Raw genomic sequence first — 19032 nt, forward strand, 5'->3', positions numbered from 1 at the left:
CCTTTTTTTTGTAAAAAATTTATAATTTGCACGGAATAATATTTTATAGTGAAAATGAGTTACGAAAATATATTATTGAAAAAGGATGGTACTATAGCTTTTATCACCATCAACCGGCCTGAAAGTCTAAACGCTTTAAATGCCCGGACCATTAATGAACTGAGCTCAGCTTTAGACGGATTTGATGCTGATACTTCCTGCAGGGCAATTATCCTGACAGGAAGCGGAGAAAAATCTTTTGTTGCCGGAGCAGATATCAAGGAATTCAGTGATTTCGGACAGGAGAAGGCAGAAGAACTTGCCAGAACCGGACAGAATAATTTGTTTGATAAAATAGAAAATATGACCAAGCCTGTAATTGCAGCCGTTAACGGCTTTGCATTAGGCGGCGGTCTTGAGCTTGCTATGGCATGCCATATCAGATATGCATCAGAAAATGCACGGCTGGGACTTCCGGAAGTAACGCTGGGCTTAATTCCCGGTTACGGAGGAACCCAAAGACTGCCTAAACTGGTAGGAAAAGGCATGGCCAATGAAATGATCTTCTCTGCCAAAATGATTCCTGCTGCGAGAGCGAAGGAAATCGGACTGGTAAATGAAGTGTACCCTATTGAAGAATTATTAACCAAAGCAAAAGAACTGGCTGATGTTATTGCCCGCAATTCACCTATGGCAATTTCAAAAGCGATTCATGCTGTTAACCTGTCGGATACAGACCGGGGTTTTGAAACCGAAATCAGAAGTTTCGGAGAACTTTTTGATCTGGCCGATAAAAAGGAAGGCGTTTCCGCATTTTTAGAAAAAAGAAAGCCCGACTTTTAATTTTACCTTAATACAAATTATTTCGAAAAAACCAATGCTGCTGTATGAATAAGTTTGATAAAGCTTATCTTAAAATGGCCCTGGAATGGGCAAAACTTTCCTACTGTAAACGAAAGCAGGTAGGAGCTCTTATCGTAAAAGATAGGATGATTATTTCAGATGGTTACAATGGTACTCCTTCAGGATTTGAAAACTGCTGTGAGGACAATGAAGGCAAAACACACTGGTACGTGCTGCATGCAGAAGCAAATGCTATTTTAAAACTGGCCGCTTCCACGCAGTCCGCAAAAGATGCCACACTGTACTTAACACTCTCCCCGTGCAAAGAATGCAGCAAGCTCATTCTGCAGGCCGGGATTGCCAGACTTGTTTATATTAATGAGTATTCGGATGACGACGGGATATCATTTTTAAGAAACCATAATATTGAAATAGAGCAGATTTCGGATTATGAACTAAAAAAATAACACAACAACCATGACATGGGATGAAAAAATTAAGGATTTTGAAATCTTTCTTCGCTTCGAAAGAAATTTTTCAGAAAACACGCTTGATGCCTATATACGGGACATCAGAAAGCTGAAAGAATATGCAGAAGAGGATCTGGACAACATCGGCCCGGATACCATCGGATACGAAAACCTGCAGGAATACATCTTTAACCTTTCCAAACAGAAATTCAGCGAACGGTCTCAGGCCAGATGGATCTCTTCCATCAAAGCATTTTTCAGGTATCTGATGGAAGATGAGTGCCGTGAAGATAATCCGGCAGCCTTGCTGGAAGGGCCTAAACTGGGGCTTTATCTTCCGGATACGCTAAGCCTTCCCGATATCAACAAAATCATCAATGCCATTGAACTGAATACGGATCTCGGAAAGAGGAACCACTGTATTATTGAAGTGCTGTATGGCTGTGGCCTCCGGGTTTCTGAACTGATCGAGCTTAAGATTTCCAACATAAATTTTAAAGAACACTATATTAAAGTGTCCGGAAAGGGAAACAAGACCCGTTTTGTTCCTCTGGCAGGTTACACGGCGGAACTGATACAGGGCTATATCAGCGATACGCGTTCAAAAGGCAAAGTAAACAAAAAACATGAAGACACACTTTTCCTCAACAGCAGGGGAACATCGATGTCCAGGGTTATTGTATTTTTAATTATAAAAGAATTAACGGACAAAGCCGGCGTAAGCAAGAAAATTTCACCCCATACATTCAGGCATTCGTTTGCAACCCATCTGCTCCAGAACGGTGCAGACCTCCGATATATCCAGGAAATGCTGGGGCATTCGAGCATTACCACTACAGAGATTTATACCCACCTGAAGACAGAAGAGCTGCGGGATGTTATCCTGAGCTACCACCCGAGAAATATTAATCTATCACTTAATGAAAATACTGGAATACTGCCCTGACTGCGGCGAAAAATCCTTACACTGGGACGGTGAAAAGAAATGGAGCTGCCCTGTTTGCAATTTCAACCTGTACAACAATGTTGCCGGGGCCGTAGCCGTGGTGATCAGGCATGATGACGAGGTTTATCTTACCAGAAGGGTGAGAGACCCGAAAAAAGGAAAACTTGATCTTGCCGGCGGATTTGTGGATCCGAAGGAAAGTGCTGAAGAAGCCTGTAAGAGGGAACTTTTTGAAGAGCTGCAGCTTACCGTTGATATTTCAAAGCTGCGGTACCTCACAAGCCTTCCGAATGTATACCAGTACAAAGAAATTGATTACCATACGATTGATCTTTTTTACGAGTATCATGTCCCGGAAAAGTTTGAAGTTAATCTTGAAGCCTCTGAGATTTCAGAAGCTGTCTGGATCCCTTTAAGAGATTTAGCGCTTGAAGACCTGGCATTTGATTCACAGAAGACCTTTTTCAAAGCCTATCTGAACAAGAATTAAGGAAGACCCTTACAGAATTCATATTAAAAACACCGGTTGCAGCAGCCGGTGTTTTAATTTTAATATTCAGATCAGTACGGCTTAGATTTTAAAAGCCCTTCAAAATACTGTATCAGCAGGATCCTTTCGGCATCAGAAAGGTTGGCTTCCTTGTGATACACAATATATCCCGGCATCGGCATGGTCCTGTTCTGAAGCGTCTGGACCGCTTTATTCATCATGCTTTCCTTAAGCTCCTGATTATAGTTTTTCCAGACAGAGAAATTCATATGTTCCCGGCCTTCATTGATATGGCTTTTTACCGACCAGGAAACCGGTGCAATATAAGCGTATTCCGGGTAAACGGTTTCATTGGAATGACAGTCATAACACGCTCCCCGGATCAACTGCGCGATTTTATCCGGCGTTTTATGTATATCGATAAAATTCACCTTATGATCCACAGGCTTATTCACTTTGTCTGTTGGAATAAACTGTATCAAAGCAAAACCCAGCAGGCTCCAGAAGAGTATTTTTTTAAATGTTTTCATAGGGTTACCGCGTAGGGCTTAGCAAAGCATCATTGCTTTTTAAGTCTGTTTTATTCAGGTCTTTCGGCGGTGTATTGGTATTGGTATTTGTTTTCGGCGTGCTTAATTTTGACGTATCCAGTACCCTCGTGTCTTTCAGGTCCCACTCTTCATTGCTGTCCCAAAGCGGCCTTACAATAATAACTTTATAATAGGTATATGCATCTTCTGCAAAAACCTCATTCCGGAAATCCGCTTCATCCCAGTATTTATTTTCATTATTGTCCGTCAGGATCCTCACGATATACTCACCAGGCTTTAGAATATCAAATTTGACATCGCTGCCTTTTGTATATTTCTGATATAAAATTTTATCCGAACTGTCTACCAGCTGGATCCAGTAGCTTGACACCGGCGCATTCTGCAGCTTAAAGGTCAGGCTTCCGTAATTTTCAACTTTATCCGCTTCAAAATCAAAACGCTTGGACTGGTAGTTTTTAGCATAGAACGAGGATACCGTCTCTTTCGGAACCGTCAGCTGGTATTTTTTACCCGGAACAAAATCAGCTTTCATCAGAATCTGGTACGGATTGGTTTCTGAGATTTTTGCGGTGAAAGGCAGGGTATTTAAGCTGTCACCGGCTGCTCTGAAAATCCATTTGTCGGTATTTATCTTATCGATATAGTAATTTGAGCTCAGCTTGAAATCCTCTTTCGGGGCAAGCAGTCCGCCGCCGTTATCGCTGTTGAGATCCATCGCATTTTTCGTATTGTACTTATAGAACAACGATGCATTGTACAGGCTGTCTTTTTTACCGATGCCTGCATTATATCCGAATTTGAGATTTTCCGTTGCCGACTGGCCCACGTCACTTTTCACTGCATCAAACCAGATCCGCAGCGTGTCGGATTTCGGCGCGCGCGTAACTTTATAGTCTTTGATTTTTTCATTCAGCGGCTGCACTTTAACGTCATCCGGCTTTCCTTCAAACGTCATCATTACACCTCCCGGAGCTTCTTTCATTTCAAGGTATTTTACCGGTTTCCTGGAAGGGTACAGTTTTAAATTCAATCCGGAAACTGATTTCTCAACCACTACAGGGTCTTTCTGAAAGCCTACTTTTTCCTTGCCTGGGTCATATACTGAATTTTCATTCTCATCTTCAAAAGCAATAACCTTATAGGATCCGGGAGACAGGTAGTTCAGTTCGTAATATCCGTCTTCATCTACCTTGGTCATGTAATAAGGCTTCTTTTTATAATCGATGGTATCTTTTGCACGGTACAACCCGACTACAAATTTATTTTCACCGGCTTTTTTAAGGGATAAAGCATCTTTTATTTCTCCGCTTACGTAAAGGTCATCCAGTTTTTCACCTGTAGAAAAGGCAAAATTGAAATAGCGCAGGACATTCGTCTCATTGTTATCTGCAATAGAATTCCCGAAATTAAAGTTATAGGTTGTATTGGCCTGGAGGGTATCCGTCCACTGGATAAGGACAAACTTATTCGCAATATTGGCGGGAATAATTCTTGTGATATTGTTGATGGGAGGAGAAATATTCAGGTTTTTACTGACATCCTTTAAAGTAATGTACTCATCAAAATCCAGGCGCAGTTCTTTAATATCCCTCGGAACATTAATCCTTGTGGTATCAATGTTGGAACCTAAAAATTTAGGGGCCAGCGTATCTTTAGATCCTCCTACAGGGGACCCGACCCTTGCACAGGACTGCAAAAGGAAACCGGTAATTAATAATAAAAAAAGTCTTTTCATGAATAGGTTTACGCAAAAATAAACATTATTCTCCATAAACTTCACCATGTCCTTTCAATGTATCTCTGCCATCGCTCATTACGCTGTGCAGTTTGTCTGTCTGGGCAGGAAAGTCTTCGAACAGGCCGGATAAGGCAAGCGCTGTATACACCTTGCCTGAATATCTGTTCCCGATGGCTACAATGGTTACTTTTGATTTTAATAAATGGGCGAAAACAGAGTTAGTTCCGTGCCACCAGCCGTTGTGGTAGGTAAGTTTCTCCCCGTTGTCAAAAATTTTCATCCTGAAGCCAAGCCCGTAATTATTCATCCCTGCCTTCTCATTGCTGTAAGGCGTGAATACCATCTGCATCAGTTCCGGCTTTAAAAAATCTTTGGAAAACATGGCTTTTGAGAAGTTATATAAATCTCTCGGTGTTGTATATACATTTTTATCCCCGTAAATAAGGTCAAGCTTATCCAGCGGATATAGTCTGTTCCCTCCGTAATAAAATGACTGGGAAGCTGTGGGAATGTCTTTTTCCCGGAAAATAAAGGTATCCTTCATTTTCAGCGGATCAAAAACCATTTCTTTCATCGCCTGCGGAAAAGGGGTTTTGGTTATCTTCTCAATCAGTAAAGCCAGCATGGCGAAGTTGGTATTACAGTACATGAATCCGGTATCCGTGTCTCTTGCCAGGTCCGGTTTGTATTTAATGATCATATGTAATATATCTTCATTGGTAATGAAAGGCTTTGAAAGCTCTGCCGGAACCGGCTGGATCTTTGTGATAAAATATTCGTATTTCGGGAGGCCGCTTCTCTGGTCCAGCAAGGTCTGTACAGTAACAGCCGGATATGGGAACCCCGGGAAATATTGGGTCAAGTGGTCTGTAAGCTTAATTTTCCCCGCTTCCACCAGTTTCATCATGGCCATTGCCGTTAATGTTTTTGAAACCGATGCCACATGGAGCGGCGTATTTTTATCAATCGGCTTCTGATGACCTTCCCTGGCAAAGCCCCGATAATTCTCATACAGGATGTCATCCCCTTTTGCTACCAGGATGCCGCCGCTTAAATCACTTCCTTCCCAGACTTTTTTATAATACTGATCAATATAACGCACCAGCGATGCCTTGTCAGGGAGCTGGCTGTCACCTTTCGTAAATACTTTGCCTAAATCCACATTGCCGTAATTCGGAAGATCGGTTGTAGGTTCTGTAACGGCATGGGAATCTTCAGATTTTTTTTTACAGGAAAAAAAGAATAAAAAAGCAGTGATCAGCAGTAAGAAGTAGCGATTATTCATGAGTACAAAAATGAGCGGCAATTTAATGAAACTCAAAATAAATACTAACTCCTAAGGGTAAATTATGAATTATTTAACATAAAAATCAAACTGAAATCACGAGGTACCAGCTGATACTTTTTTTATGCAAACCGGGCTGTAATCTTATCCGCGATTACCTGCGCGAGTTTTTCTTTGCTCTGATGGGTCCATCCTGCAATATGCGGTGTAACAATGGCTTTCTCAGATTCCAACAGGTATTTCAGATCTTCATTCTCCGTTTCCAGATTCTCAAAAGAGGATTTTTCATATTCCAGCACATCCAGGCAGGCACCTTTAACCTTACCGGAACGCATGGCCTCAACTAAGCTTTTCGTTTCAACATTCTTCCCTCTGGCTGTATTGATGAAATAAAAATCGTTTTTCATTTCAGCAATGAAAGATCCGTCAATCAGGTAATAAGATTCTTCCGTTAAGGGAATGTGCAGGCTTAGGATCTCTGCCCGTTCTTTTAATTCTTCCGGAGAAACCTGTGTGGCATATTCATCCGACAGGCCCGGCAGGATATCATGGAAAATAACGGTACAGCCAAATCCTGAAAGCCTTTTTGCCGTTGCTTTCCCCATATTCCCGTAACCGATCAGCCCGACGGTTTTTCCCAGGAGCTCGTCGCCCCGGTTTTCTTCGCGCAGCCAGATTCCGTCCTTTACTTCCTGTGAGGCAATAAACAGCCTGTTCATAAGAACCAGCAGCATCCCGACCACATGTTCCGCTACGGAATCCCTGTTTCCTTCGGGGGAATTGATCAGCTGAATCCCCAGTTTTTCAGCCACGGGAATATCGATGTTCTCCATTCCCGCTCCTACCCTGGCAATAAACTTCAGGTTTTTGGCACGTTCCAGAAAGTTTTTATCCAAGGGGATCCGGCTTCTGATAATAACACCGTCATAATTTTCAATTTTACGGTATACCTCATCGTAGGAAGAGGTAAAATCTTCTTCCAGGATAAAGTTTTTTTCCAAAAGCTGTTCGGTAATAAGCGGGTGGTTTTTATCTAAAAGCAAAATTCTCATAGAAGATATTATTCTTTATATTTGTTACGGCAAAGGTAAGGGCAAAGATTCAGAAACAGCTTTTACAGGATAAAATTTTTCAGTTAATCAAATGAATATGAAATCATATACATTTATTTTCAGCCTGTCAGCAGCACTGCTGGTGGTATATGCCGTCTTTTTAGGAATAAAATTCCCATCGGTTAAGGAAACTATTCCCATTCATTATTCTTCTGAAGCGGCAGACGTTTTCGGGAGCAAAATGTTCCTGTGGCTAGAAGTGGGCATCAATGCCGTCATTTTATGCCTTATCGCATTGCCTTTATTCCATCCCCGGAAAATGTTCGGAAAAGATCATAATAATTACCTGGAATCTTCAACGGAAACGGCAGTAAAAAACCGACAAACATTTCTGTCGGTGTTATCTTTAGCAGTTACACTGCTTATGTGCGGCCTTTCCCTGAAAGCGATTATTTAGGTTCCTGGAAAAGCTTTTTCAGTTCCACGGAATCCAAGGGCTTCATTCTTCCGGAAAGGATGAGCGACAGTTCTTTTCTTCTTAAAGCAGCGGCAAACCGTTCTTTCTCTTCTTCCGTTTCGGGCTCCATGTCAGGAATCGGGATCGGCCTGTTGAATTCGTCCACTGCCACAAAGGTATAAATCCCTTTATTGGTCTGGATTTTTCTATGGTTGATCGGGTCATCCAGCCAGACATCCACATAAATTTCCATAGACGTGGAGAAAGCACGGGAAACTTTGGATTCCATGACGACAATTCCTCCTTCCGGGATCGGATGGTCAAATGAAACGTGGTTTACGGATGCCGTTACGACCCTTCTTTCACAGTGCCTTGTGGCGGAGATGGAAGCACAGCGGTCCATTCTCGCCAGCAATTCGCCGCCGAAAAGATTTCTCAGCTGGTTGGTATCATTGGGAAGTACGATATTCGTCATGATCGTCAGGGATTCTGACGCTTTTTTTATTTTTGTCATTTTTTCTTAGTGTTGTTTTGAGTGGCCGGAATCTTAACGGATTGTCCTGCGGCAGGCTGTACCGGTTTCTGTACTGAATCTTTTTTCAGGAAATCTGCAACAACCGGCGCGTGTACCTGTACCTTAACCGTATCTTCCGCAATCCTGTGGGTTTTTGTCTGTACGGAAATATTGGTCTTATCAAAAGATTTTTTCCCGAAAAGAAGCTCCTGCTGCGCATAAGCCACATACAAAATCCCTATAACCGGGATAATGACCAGGAAAGCCCAGAGGATTGATTTATTGAACCTGTAATCTTTTTCCGTATTTACCGGAACGGCAGGCTTCGTGGTTTTATCGTTAATATCCGATATCTTAATTTCTTCCAGCCCGTAAAAATCAGGATGGTCAGACTGCAGCCTGTTGCCTTTAAAATGAGTTTTGCCCTCTGTAACAAAGATCTTCCCCAGCCCCTGGATATCCAGTGCCTGTTCTGCCTGGAGCTTCTTTTTCCAAAAATCGGTCTGGATCTGAAGATCCGTTGCTGATGCTTCCAGGGACATCTGTTTCTGGCTTCCGATAAAAGCCGCCAGGTCATCAGATTTTACTTCATAATCCGGTTTGTAAACAATGGTGCTTGCCGGAGGAAGAATACTCCCGTTTTCGGAATTGATAATGGCCTTGGAATTTTCCAGGGAAAATATGCCAAAACCCGGAACGGTAACTGTCCCGAACTGTTTTAAATATTCTAAAATGTAAGCTGAGGTATTCATTTGACCGCAAATTTATAACTTTTTGATGACTTTTCGGAAGATTTGTTTTTTTGAGGTTGAGACGTAAATGTCATTGTAAATCAGATGGTTTTACAGCCCTCTTTCTTAGCCCCGATAGGAACGGCATCCTTTTTTGTTGCGGCCGGAGTGAAACGGAGGCCGCAGCAAAAAAGATACAGTGGATAGCGGGAAACAGCTCCCAATAAAAAAAGGCCGCCGGAGCAGCCTTGGCCTAACTTTACTTTACTTTACTTTACTTTACTTTACTTTACTGGTTTATTCACAGTGGTATTACTGATTAGCGGATTTTCCAGCTGATCCCGAACATGAAATTTGTTCCTGCCTGTGAAAAATAGTAAGGAGTGCCGTCATACACTGCCCCGTTATTAACATATTTCCTGTTGAAAAGGTTGTTGATCAATAATTTCACGGCAATATCGTTATTCTTTATTTTAAACTGGTACTGCGCATTAAAGTCCGTTAAAAAATAGTCTTTCAGCTGCAGGTCCTGATCTTCTGAATTATCCAGGTACTGCTTCCCGACATACTGATTGATCAGGGCAAACTGGAAATTCTGATTTGGATTGAATTTCAGGCCTATATTCGCAATTACATCGGGCGAGAAAGAAATCTGTGTGTTCCCCAGATTTTGTACCCCTTCTTCATTCTCTACTTTAAAATCCAGGTTCCTGTTGCTGCTGAAGCTTATGTTTCCGTTAAGTTCCCATTGCTTCGAGATTTTCGCCAGGGCACCCAGCTCAATTCCGCTCCTGTAGCTTTTCCCTGAATTGGTCCTGATAAAAGCACCTACATTGTTCAGCTCGCCGTTCAGCACCAGCTGATTAACATAATACATATAATACAGGTTTGCCGTGAATGAAACCCTGCCGAACTGCCTTTCAAAACCGGCTTCAAAATCATGCAGCTTTTCTGCTTTCACGGTATTGTCAGCCAACAGGTCATCCCTGTTGGGCTCGCGCTGGGCATGGGCGTAAGAAATAAAAATCTTTCCTTTCGGGATCCTGTAATTGATGCCTGCTTTCGGATTAAAGAACAGCCAGTTTTTATCCAGATCAGCCCCTTCTTCGTCTCCGGACTGTATAATTCTGGTATCATAATCTATATTCCTCAGCTGCAGGTCTCCGAAAAATTCAAAATTGTCGATCCTTAGTAAAGCCTTGGCGAAACCGGCCGCTTCATTTTTTACCGAGCGATTCCGGTAATATTCATGTTCATCGATCTGCGGCAGGAAAACCCCGGTGACATTTCCGAAATGCCTTCCGTAATACTGGTTCCCTACAATCCCGAAGTTCAGGTCAAGGTTTTCAAATTTCCCGTATAAGGTAGAAACAACACCGTAAAAATCATTGTCCAGCCATTTTTTCCTGATGAAATCCGAATATTTTTCGCCTGCCATATCAGCCAGGTTATATCTTGCAAAAGGGTCGCCCTGCTTATAATTTTCATAATATCCTTTTCCTTTTGTGTAATGCACCGTGGTTTCTAAATTCCAGCGGTCGTTAAATTTCTGTTCCCAAAGCAGCTGGTAATGGTTTTGCCTGTAATTGTCGGTTTCATTGTCATAAAAGCCGACGATATTTTCCCAACCGGCATCATAAATCGCTCCGGAGTAATTGAATTTCGGATTGGTTTCCCAGGTTTTGCGGTCAATCCCGTTCCAGGCCTGGTATGTTTTTTCCTTCCCTCCGAAAGCCATCAGGCGCACCCTGGTATTTCCTTCCTCATACAAAGCCGTAAAATTATGGGAATGCAATTTTGAAAAAGCCCGGTCTATATACCCGTCGGAATTGATACGGGTGTATCTCCCCATCACGGAAAGCCTGTTGCCCCAAAATTTTCCGGAACCTATTTCCGCAGAATATTTGTAGGTATTGAATGACCCGTAGCTGTCATCCGTTTTAAAATAAAACTTTTCTTCCGGGTCTTTTGAAATCACGTTGATGCTGGCCCCGAAGGCTGAAACCCCGTTGTTGGAAGTCCCTACTCCTCTCTGGATTACAATCTGTGAGGCAGAGCTCGTAAGATCCGGGACATTTACAAAGAAAGTCCCCTGGCTTTCTGAATCGTTGTAAGGAACGCCGTTCATCATGACATTGATCCCACTTCCTGAAACCCCACGGATCCTGAACCCTGTGTAGCCTACTCCGTTTCCGGCATCGGAAGTAGAAATAACGGAAGTCTGGTTTTTGAGAAGAATGGGCAAGTCCTGGCCCAGATTGCGGCTGTCGAGATCTTTGGCAACATCAATGATTTCTTTGGCTACAGGAAGCCTTCTGGTGAAATTAACGGCTTCAATTTCCTTTACTTTGAGAGAATCTGAATTCTGTGCCTGCACAAAAGCGAATGAGCCTGCAGTAAGCCCTAAAAAAAATAATCCTTTCATTCTATAAATTTTAAAATTTAATGAATAAAAGGGGCGGATTATCTATAATTGATAAGTGATCTATTATAATTGATTATCAGTTATCATTTACCAATTATATAAATGTTTCCCTAAACGGCATTACCCGTTCCAGGTTCATTGGGTATAATCTCAGCTTATTACAGCACCCCTTTATTTCAGCCGCGAAATTACAAAATTTTTATGAGATGCAGCGGCATCAAAATATTGAAATTGGAATTGAAAAATTTATAATCCGGTAATTACTATAATTATCTATCCGTACATATTGTCTTTAATAGGTTTTATTCTGGTCGTCTACATAATAGTAATTCTTTCCGTCTTTTGAAACATCAAACATTTTCCCCAGCTTCCAGCTGAAATTACGCTTGATATCTTCATATTCAAACGGGATTATTATTCTGTTGTTCACATCAATCACGCCGAACATATTGTTTTTAGAAGCAATGATCATGGGATTGGCGACATCATCCCCTTCCAGGATATACAGATATTCATACTGCGGATAAATCTTAAACTGCCTGTAGTCCTGCGCATTCTTAAAGGCGGATTTTTCTATGATTCCGTAGAACCCGTTGAGAACATAGGCCTGGAACAGCTGCTGCACATATTCTTTATGGGCACATTTACCTAAGTCCGACTGCTTAAACTGATACACCCTTTTCCCCTTCTGGTCAATCCTGTAAGAGATTTCATTCTTTTCCACAGTGGCATATGCGTCTGTTCCGAATTTTCTTATTTTTTCATTGGGAGCATTCAGCAGGTTGCAGTCTTCATAGAAAAATACGGCAATGTGATATTCAGGCTGGATTACAAATTTCCCTTTTTGATTAACATAGCCGAAACTCCCATTTTTCTTTTTAGGAATCAGGGCGGGAAGATCTTTATTGACAACCGGAAAATTATTGCTTTTTTCATTGACGACAGGCGTTGTGGCCACGGTTGTTTTTAAGGTATTTTTAAGCACCGGTTTTTTCAAGACGCGTGCCTGGGAAAAAACAAATATAGATATAAATACCCCGATCAGCTGAGCTCCTTTTTTCATATTCATGATTTGGCAGCAAAAATACATCCAAAATAGAAACTATAAAACACATATTTATAAAGAATCTAAATAATATAGCTCATATAAAATATTAAAAATTCGTAAATTTGGGAACATTTTTAATTGTTTGATAACTTTAAAACGTTTTTGAGATATGACATTTGATATCGATATGATCAAAAAAGTGTACGAGCGTTACCCTGAAAGGATTGCAGCAGCAAGACAGATCGTGGGCAAGCCTCTTACATTATCAGAAAAAATATTATACACCCACCTTTGGGAAGGAAATGCTACGAAAGCACATGAAAGAGGGAATTCTTATGTAGACTTCGCACCGGACCGAGTAGCCATGCAGGATGCCACCGCACAGATGGCACTTCTGCAGTTCATGCAGGCCGGAAAAGCCAAAGTAGCAGTCCCTTCAACGGCTCACGCAGATCACCTGATCCAGGCAAAGGTAGGGGCAGATAAAGATTTACAGGAAGGTATCAATAAGAATTCTGAGGTTTTCAACTTCCTGAGTTCTGTTTGTGATAAATACGGAATCGGCTTCTGGAAGCCGGGTGCCGGGATCATTCACCAGGTTGTACTGGAAAATTATGCGTTCCCCGGAGGAATGATGATCGGTACTGACTCCCACACGGTAAATGCAGGAGGTTTAGGGATGGTAGCGATTGGTGTAGGAGGTGCCGATGCGGTAGATGTAATGGCTGGAATGGCCTGGGAGCTTAAAATGCCTAAGCTGATCGGTGTAAAACTAACCGGTAAAATGTCCGGATGGACTTCTGCAAAAGACGTTATCCTTAAAGTGGCAGGAATCCTTACCGTAAAAGGCGGAACCGGATGCATCGTAGAATACTTCGGGGAAGGGGCAGAATCTCTTTCGGCAACAGGTAAAGGAACCATCTGTAACATGGGTGCCGAGATCGGTGCCACCACTTCTACTTTCGGGTATGATGATTCCATGAGAAGGTACCTGGCTGCTACGGGAAGACAAGACGTAGTGGATGCTGCAGATAAAATTGCCGAACATTTGACCGGTGATGCTGAAGTATATGCCAACCCTGAGCAGTATTTTGACCAATTAATCGAAATCAACCTTTCTGAACTGGCACCTCACCTTAACGGGCCTTTCACTCCGGATTTGGCAACACCTGTTTCTGAATTCAGAGCTAAAGCGGAAGCGAACGGATGGCCTTTGGAAGTGGAGTGGGCTTTAATCGGGTCTTGTACCAACTCTTCTTATGAAGATTTATCAAGAGCAGCTTCTATCGTAGAAGATGCCGTAGCAAAAGGAGTAAAACCTAAGGCGATCCTGGGAATTAACCCGGGTTCAGAACAGGTGAAATATACTGCTGAGAGAGACGGATTCCTTGACTCTTTCAGAAAATTTGAAAATGCAAGAATCTTTACCAATGCCTGCGGACCGTGTATCGGGCAGTGGGACAGAGAAGGTTCCGAAAAAGGAGAGAAAAACTCAATCATCCATTCTTTCAACAGAAACTTTGCGAAAAGAGCAGACGGAAACCCGAATACCCATGCTTTTGTAGCATCTCCGGAAATGGTAGCCGCTGTTGCCATCTCAGGAAGACTGGATTTCAATCCGATTACCGATACGCTGACTGCCGAAAACGGTGAGCAGATTAAGCTTGACGAACCTAAAGGTTCAGAATTGCCGGCTAAAGGTTTTGCTGTGGAGGATGCCGGTTATCAGGCACCATCCGAAGACGGTTCGTCAGTAGAGGTTAATGTAAGCCCTGCTTCAGACAGACTTCAGCTGTTGGAAGAATTCCCTGCATGGGACGGTAAGAACATCGAAGGGGCCAAAGTATTGATCAAAGCTTTCGGAAAATGTACAACCGACCACATTTCAATGGCCGGGCCATGGCTGAAATACAGAGGACACCTTGACAATATTTCCAACAACATGCTGATTGGGGCCGTGAATGCCTACAACATGGAAACAAACAGCGTGAAAAACCAGCTAACAGGTGAGCATGGTGAAGTTCCTGCAGTACAGAGGGCATACAAGGCTGCCAGAATCCCGACTATCGTTGTAGGAGACCAGAACTACGGGGAAGGTTCTTCCAGAGAGCACGCAGCAATGGAGCCGCGACACCTTGGCGTAAAAGCCGTACTGGTAAAATCATTTGCAAGGATCCACGAAACCAACCTTAAGAAACAGGGGATGCTGGGATTAACGTTTGCCAATGAAGCGGACTACGATAAGATCCAGGAAGATGACACTGTGAACTTCTTAGATTTAGATCAGTTTGCGCCTGGAAAACAACTTTCTTTAGCGTTTGTGCACGCAGACGGAACAAAAGACATTGTTATGGCAAACCATACTTATAACGATCAGCAGATTGATTGGTTTAAGGCAGGTTCTGCGCTTAACCTGATCAAAAGGCAAGAGAATTAATTGTTAGATTAATTAATCATATAAAAAGCAGTTTCGTTGGAAACTGCTTTTTTATTTTATTTTATCCTGTTTAAAAGATTCGCCCGGTAGCTTTCCCCTATCGGGATTTCTTTTTCGGGAACCAAAGTGACCTTTCTGGCAGCTACGTCTCTGATCCGGTTCAGATTGATGATAAAAGATTTATGAATCCGTGCAAAAGAACTTTCCGGAAGCTGATGTTCCATGGATTTTAAGGTATCCAGAACAATATATTCCTGCTCCGTTGTTTTGATATTGACATAATCTCTGATGCTTTCCACATACAGAATATCTTTAAAATTAATCCTGTGCTGCTGGCCTGAAGATTTGACAAAAAAATGAGTATCTTCTTTATTTTCTGCTGTTATAAAACGTTCCTGTGCCTTCAGCACACTTTTATAAAATCTTTCAAACGGAATAGGCTTCAGCAGATAATCGATAATATGATGGTCATATCCTTCCAAAGCATATTCGGAATAAGCGGTGGTTAAAATGTATTTCTTCTTGTCGCCAAGAATTTTCATGAAGTTGATCCCGGTGAGTTCAGGCATCTGGATATCCAGGAAAATAAGGTCGGATGCATTTTTCTGGACATATTCCATGGCTTCAATGGGATTTTCGGCAGAGAAAACCAGCTCCAGAAAAGGTATTTTATTTACATAACTTTCCAGCAGCGAAATAGCAAGCGGTTCATCATCTACAATAACACATTTAATTTTTTCCATCCTTTAAATCAATTGTTAAATCTACAATAAATTCCGTCTCCGAATCTGTAATATCGAGTGTATGCTTTTGAGGATACAGAAGTTCCAGCCTTTTTTTTACATTTGCGATTCCGATTCCCGAACCTTCATCTTTCATTTTCAGTCCTTTGTAATTCATAAGATAAAAATGAAGGACCTGATCCTGATCTGAAATGCTCATTTCAAATCCTTTATTCCGGAAATCTCCGTGCTTAAAGGCATTTTCAACAAACGGAACCAGAAGCATCGGTGAAATACGGAGGTGAGGGTATCTGATCTTGTTTTTGATAACCAGCAGTTCGGGATTTCTGATCCTGAGCTTTTCCAGTGCCGTAAGGCTGTCTATGTATCCGATCTCCTTGTCCAGAGTAATAAAATCTTTCTCAAGATCCTTGGTGCTGTACCTCAGCAAACTTCCCAGCTCTTCGATGGCGGGTAAAGCTTTATCGGAATTCTGATACACCAGGGAATAAATATTATTTAAAGAATTAAAGATGAAATGAGGATTAATCTGTGTCTTCAGCGCATGGATTTTTGCCTGGTTCCTTTCCAGTTCCAGCTGTTTTTTTTCGGTTTCTATCACCCCGAATTTTTCCAGTAGCCACAATATGGCTGCAATGAAAACCGTAATGCTGCCGTTGTAGATATTATCGAAAAAATAAAAGGCCATCCCCGTTCCCTGATCATAATTTCCAAATCCGAAAGTGGCCGGCAGAAGTACTTCCTCTGTCAGATAACGTAAGGTTGTAAAACAGGTAATGGATAATAAAAAGACCAGAATGGCCGTATAAAATTTCCGGGAATTGAAAATTTTCGGAATAATGACAAGGTAACAGATATAAAATGTACTGATCCCGACGAGAAAATAAGTAATCCTGAGCACATCAATATGAAAATTGTTTTTTTCAGGATAAAATATTCTGGGCGTTATCACTTTCCCTATGAAATTAAAACTCCAGTACAGGATCTGAAGCCAGATGATATGCTTTTTTTTCATTCCCAAATGTAAGGTTCCCGATTTTCTTTTTCCAAACGTTTTTCGACAAAAGCCTTTTTTTTACCGATGAAATTATTTTGATCGGTTTAAAAGCAGATAAAATCTAAAGGCTGTTTCAGGGGAAAAGCTTTGGGAATACTTTTGCTCCAAGATTTAACAAAATTATGAAACTGAAATATTTTTTTATCCTTTCACTCCTCTCCGCTTCTTTCATTGCAAAGGCCCAAAAAGACAGCCTGAAAAACATTGAACAGGTGAATATCCTGATCAAGAAGAAACTGCTGGAAAGAAAAGCGGACCGCATGGTCTTTAATGTGGAGGCTTCCATTGCTTCCCAGGGCATGGACGGCACGGAAACACTGGCCAATGTCCCGATGATTAAAGTGGATGAATCCTTAGGTATTGTCTCTATTGTCGGAAAGAGCAGTGTGAATGTAATGATCAACGGCAGGATGCTGAATCTATCCGGCCAGGCCCTTCTGAATTATCTGAAGTCGATCCGTTCGGAAAACATCGCTAAAATAGAGGTTATCACCACGCCGCCGGCAAAATACGAAGCCCAGGGCAACAGCGGACTGATCAACATCATCCTGAAAAAAAATCCAAACCTGGGTTTCAGCGGAAACCTCGCTACCAACCTGATCCAGAGAACCTTTTCCGGATTCGGTACTACCGGAATGCTGAATTACCAGACCGAAAAGTTCAGCAGCAGCCTGAAGCTGGTCTATTATGATTCGGCCAAGAGAACCAGCGAAAACTACAGTATCATCGGTGCCACTCAGAATTACAGCAATTCCATCAGGAGAGATATGTGGAACGAGCTGACCCCAAGCATCAACATGTCTTATAAAATCAGTAAAAACTCCGAAGCCGGGTTCGAATATATTTTTGCCCATCAAAGATCCGGAATGGATATCGTCAACACCACCCGGAACATCAGCCCGGATCTTATTGAAGAAAAACTTCTGACGAACACGTTCCACCGCGAGAAGGATCCTACCCATACCCTGAGTGCCTATTATGACCTGAAACTCGATTCATTGGGTAAAAAATTAAGCGTAATGGGGAATTTTTATAAAAACAATTCCGATACGGAGGTCAATTTTTCCACCCGAAAACTTTCTGACAATACCATTCAAGAGGTAAAAACCCTTTCTTTGGTAGCCCCGCAGATATTTTCCGTACAGGCCGACCTGGAACTTCCTTTATCTTTCGGAACCGTTGAAACGGGCGTAAAATTCAATCAGTTTAAAAACAATTCGGATTTAAAATATTTCAATCTGACGGATAACGGGTACGTTCCTGACGAAAACAGAGCCAATCTTTTCAGATATAAAGAAGAGAATTATGCGGCTTATTTCAGTTATGCTAAAAACTTTGGTGAGCATTGGGAAACGAAAGCCGGGCTCCGGTATGAAAATACGGCCGCAGAAAGCCATACCCCTTCCAATGGTTTCGGTAATTCGTACCACTACGGACAGTGGTTTCCGTCTGCCTACGTTTCATACAAAAAAGACAAAAATATTTTCAGCCTGTCTTATTCCAGGAGGATCAACCGTCCCGGCATGAGTAATCTGAATCCTTTCCTGTGGTATTCTAACCCTTATTCGTATTCATCCGGAAACCCGCTCCTTACACCGTCGTATATCAACAATCTGGAGCTGGCCTATACCTTCAACAATAGGCTTACTGCAAGCATCTACTATCTCAAAACAAAGAATGCATTCGGGCAGGTTTCTTTCCAGGACGGCCTTTCTCAGATCTCAACGTATCTTAATTATTATAATAACCATTCATCGGGACTTAACATATCCTACACGGATACGTTTTTCAAATGCTGGGAATCTTCTGTTTCTGCCAATGCAGCCTACCAGGATTCCGATATGTTCGGAATAAATGCACAGAACCAAAAAGGAATATCTGTAAGCTACTCCGTAAACAATACCGTTACCCTCAATAAAAATAAGACCGCTGCTTTTTTCCTGAATTACGAACAGAACCTCCCTTACAGAAATGTAAATTATTACTTTCAGAATTTTTCCAATCTTTCATCAGGCTTTAAAATTTCACTGATGGAAAAACAGCTTCAGATCAATGCTACGGTGACTAACATTTTTGCCCAGCGTTCCCGCGGTTCTATCTATTTTGCAGACAGCGTGCAGCACATGAACAACTATTGGGACGGCAGAAGCTTCCGCCTGAGCGTAAATTATACTTTCGGAGGCCAGAAGAAAAAAATTCAAAAAAAAGCGATCAAATTTGAGGAAAAAGAAAGAGTATAAAGATTTAGTGTAACAAAATATGTTTT

17 protein-coding genes and 1 riboswitch are annotated in these 19032 nt (G+C 41.9%); of the genes, 7 read left to right on the forward strand and 10 right to left on the reverse strand.

All coding sequences use genetic code 11. The features are described 5' to 3' along the window. Positions 1 to 54: 54 nt before the first annotated feature. Genes SD427_RS17445 through SD427_RS17460 form a run of 4 tightly spaced genes read left to right on the forward strand, consistent with a single transcriptional unit; the run spans position 55 to position 2728 of the window. Positions 55 to 822 carry an enoyl-CoA hydratase/isomerase family protein gene (locus SD427_RS17445; RefSeq protein ID WP_320559051.1) on the forward strand — a complete coding sequence of 256 codons (768 nt, stop codon included), beginning with the start codon at positions 55 to 57 and terminating at the stop codon, positions 820 to 822. A 44-nt stretch (positions 823 to 866) separates the two neighbouring features. Next, positions 867 to 1289 carry a dCMP deaminase family protein gene (locus tag SD427_RS17450; protein WP_320559052.1) on the forward strand — a complete coding sequence of 141 codons (423 nt, stop codon included), beginning with the start codon at positions 867 to 869 and terminating at the stop codon, positions 1287 to 1289. Between the two features lie 10 nt (positions 1290 to 1299). Next, positions 1300 to 2238, forward strand: a complete 939-nt coding sequence (gene xerD / locus SD427_RS17455; RefSeq protein WP_320559053.1) for a site-specific tyrosine recombinase XerD — start codon at positions 1300 to 1302, stop codon at positions 2236 to 2238. Next, positions 2213 to 2728, forward strand: coding sequence for an NUDIX hydrolase (locus SD427_RS17460; RefSeq protein ID WP_320559054.1), 516 nt, complete (start codon positions 2213 to 2215; stop codon positions 2726 to 2728). Before xerD ends, SD427_RS17460 begins: the two co-directional genes overlap by 26 nt. Before the next feature lie 71 nt (positions 2729 to 2799). Here SD427_RS17460 and SD427_RS17465 read toward each other — a convergent pair whose 3' ends face one another. The 4 genes from SD427_RS17465 to SD427_RS17480 all read right to left on the reverse strand — a co-directional run bounded on the left by SD427_RS17465 (position 2800) and on the right by SD427_RS17480 (position 7354). Next, positions 2800 to 3258 carry a heme-binding domain-containing protein gene (locus SD427_RS17465; RefSeq protein ID WP_320559055.1) on the reverse strand — a complete coding sequence of 153 codons (459 nt, stop codon included), beginning with the start codon at positions 3256 to 3258 and terminating at the stop codon, positions 2800 to 2802. 4 nt (positions 3259 to 3262) lie between these two features. Further along, positions 3263 to 5014, reverse strand: coding sequence for an Ig-like domain-containing protein (locus SD427_RS17470; RefSeq protein ID WP_320559056.1), 1752 nt, complete (start codon positions 5012 to 5014; stop codon positions 3263 to 3265). Positions 5015 to 5039: 25 nt separating this feature from the next. Next, complete coding sequence (locus tag SD427_RS17475; protein ID WP_320559057.1) at positions 5040 to 6302, reverse strand: serine hydrolase domain-containing protein; 1263 nt, start codon at positions 6300 to 6302, stop codon at positions 5040 to 5042. 122 nt (positions 6303 to 6424) lie between these two features. Next, positions 6425 to 7354 carry a 2-hydroxyacid dehydrogenase gene (locus SD427_RS17480; RefSeq protein WP_320559058.1) on the reverse strand — a complete coding sequence of 310 codons (930 nt, stop codon included), beginning with the start codon at positions 7352 to 7354 and terminating at the stop codon, positions 6425 to 6427. Positions 7355 to 7451: 97 nt separating this feature from the next. On the opposite strand from SD427_RS17480, the gene SD427_RS17485 reads away from it, so the two are divergent. Next, positions 7452 to 7811, forward strand: a complete 360-nt coding sequence (locus tag SD427_RS17485; protein WP_320559059.1) for a hypothetical protein — start codon at positions 7452 to 7454, stop codon at positions 7809 to 7811. On the opposite strand, the gene SD427_RS17490 is transcribed toward SD427_RS17485, so the two are convergent. The 4 genes from SD427_RS17490 to SD427_RS17505 form a co-directional block, all read right to left on the reverse strand. Further along, positions 7804 to 8325 (reverse strand): acyl-CoA thioesterase, encoded by a 522-nt coding sequence (locus SD427_RS17490; protein WP_320559060.1) that lies wholly within the window; start codon positions 8323 to 8325, stop codon positions 7804 to 7806. The genes SD427_RS17485 and SD427_RS17490 overlap by 8 nt on opposite strands. After that, positions 8322 to 9077: a hypothetical protein gene (locus tag SD427_RS17495; RefSeq protein WP_320559061.1), complete on the reverse strand. Its 756-nt coding sequence runs from the start codon at positions 9075 to 9077 to the stop codon at positions 8322 to 8324. Before SD427_RS17495 ends, SD427_RS17490 begins: the two co-directional genes overlap by 4 nt. A gap of 298 nt (positions 9078 to 9375) precedes the next feature. After that, positions 9376 to 11481 carry a TonB-dependent receptor gene (locus SD427_RS17500; RefSeq protein ID WP_320559062.1) on the reverse strand — a complete coding sequence of 702 codons (2106 nt, stop codon included), beginning with the start codon at positions 11479 to 11481 and terminating at the stop codon, positions 9376 to 9378. A gap of 89 nt (positions 11482 to 11570) precedes the next feature. After that, positions 11571 to 11662, reverse strand: a riboswitch (TPP riboswitch). Between the two features lie 111 nt (positions 11663 to 11773). Continuing rightward, positions 11774 to 12544, reverse strand: a complete 771-nt coding sequence (locus SD427_RS17505; protein WP_320559063.1) for a WG repeat-containing protein — start codon at positions 12542 to 12544, stop codon at positions 11774 to 11776. 154 nt (positions 12545 to 12698) lie between these two features. Between SD427_RS17505 and SD427_RS17510 the strand changes: the two genes are divergently transcribed. After that, complete coding sequence (locus SD427_RS17510) at positions 12699 to 14966, forward strand: aconitate hydratase (RefSeq protein ID WP_320559064.1); 2268 nt, start codon at positions 12699 to 12701, stop codon at positions 14964 to 14966. Positions 14967 to 15022: 56 nt separating this feature from the next. On the opposite strand, the gene SD427_RS17515 is transcribed toward SD427_RS17510, so the two are convergent. Further along, positions 15023 to 15709 carry a LytTR family DNA-binding domain-containing protein gene (locus tag SD427_RS17515; protein ID WP_320559065.1) on the reverse strand — a complete coding sequence of 229 codons (687 nt, stop codon included), beginning with the start codon at positions 15707 to 15709 and terminating at the stop codon, positions 15023 to 15025. Then, a complete protein-coding gene (locus SD427_RS17520; protein WP_320559066.1) occupies positions 15696 to 16724 on the reverse strand; it encodes a sensor histidine kinase in 1029 nt (342 codons plus the stop codon). Before SD427_RS17520 ends, SD427_RS17515 begins: the two co-directional genes overlap by 14 nt. Before the next feature lie 164 nt (positions 16725 to 16888). On the opposite strand from SD427_RS17520, the gene SD427_RS17525 reads away from it, so the two are divergent. Next, positions 16889 to 19006: an outer membrane beta-barrel family protein gene (locus SD427_RS17525; RefSeq protein WP_320559067.1), complete on the forward strand. Its 2118-nt coding sequence runs from the start codon at positions 16889 to 16891 to the stop codon at positions 19004 to 19006. Positions 19007 to 19032 lie beyond the last annotated feature (26 nt).

Origin of the sequence: Chryseobacterium sp. JJR-5R, from assembly GCF_034047335.1 — a bacterium.
Lineage (GTDB): Bacteria > Bacteroidota > Bacteroidia > Flavobacteriales > Weeksellaceae > Chryseobacterium.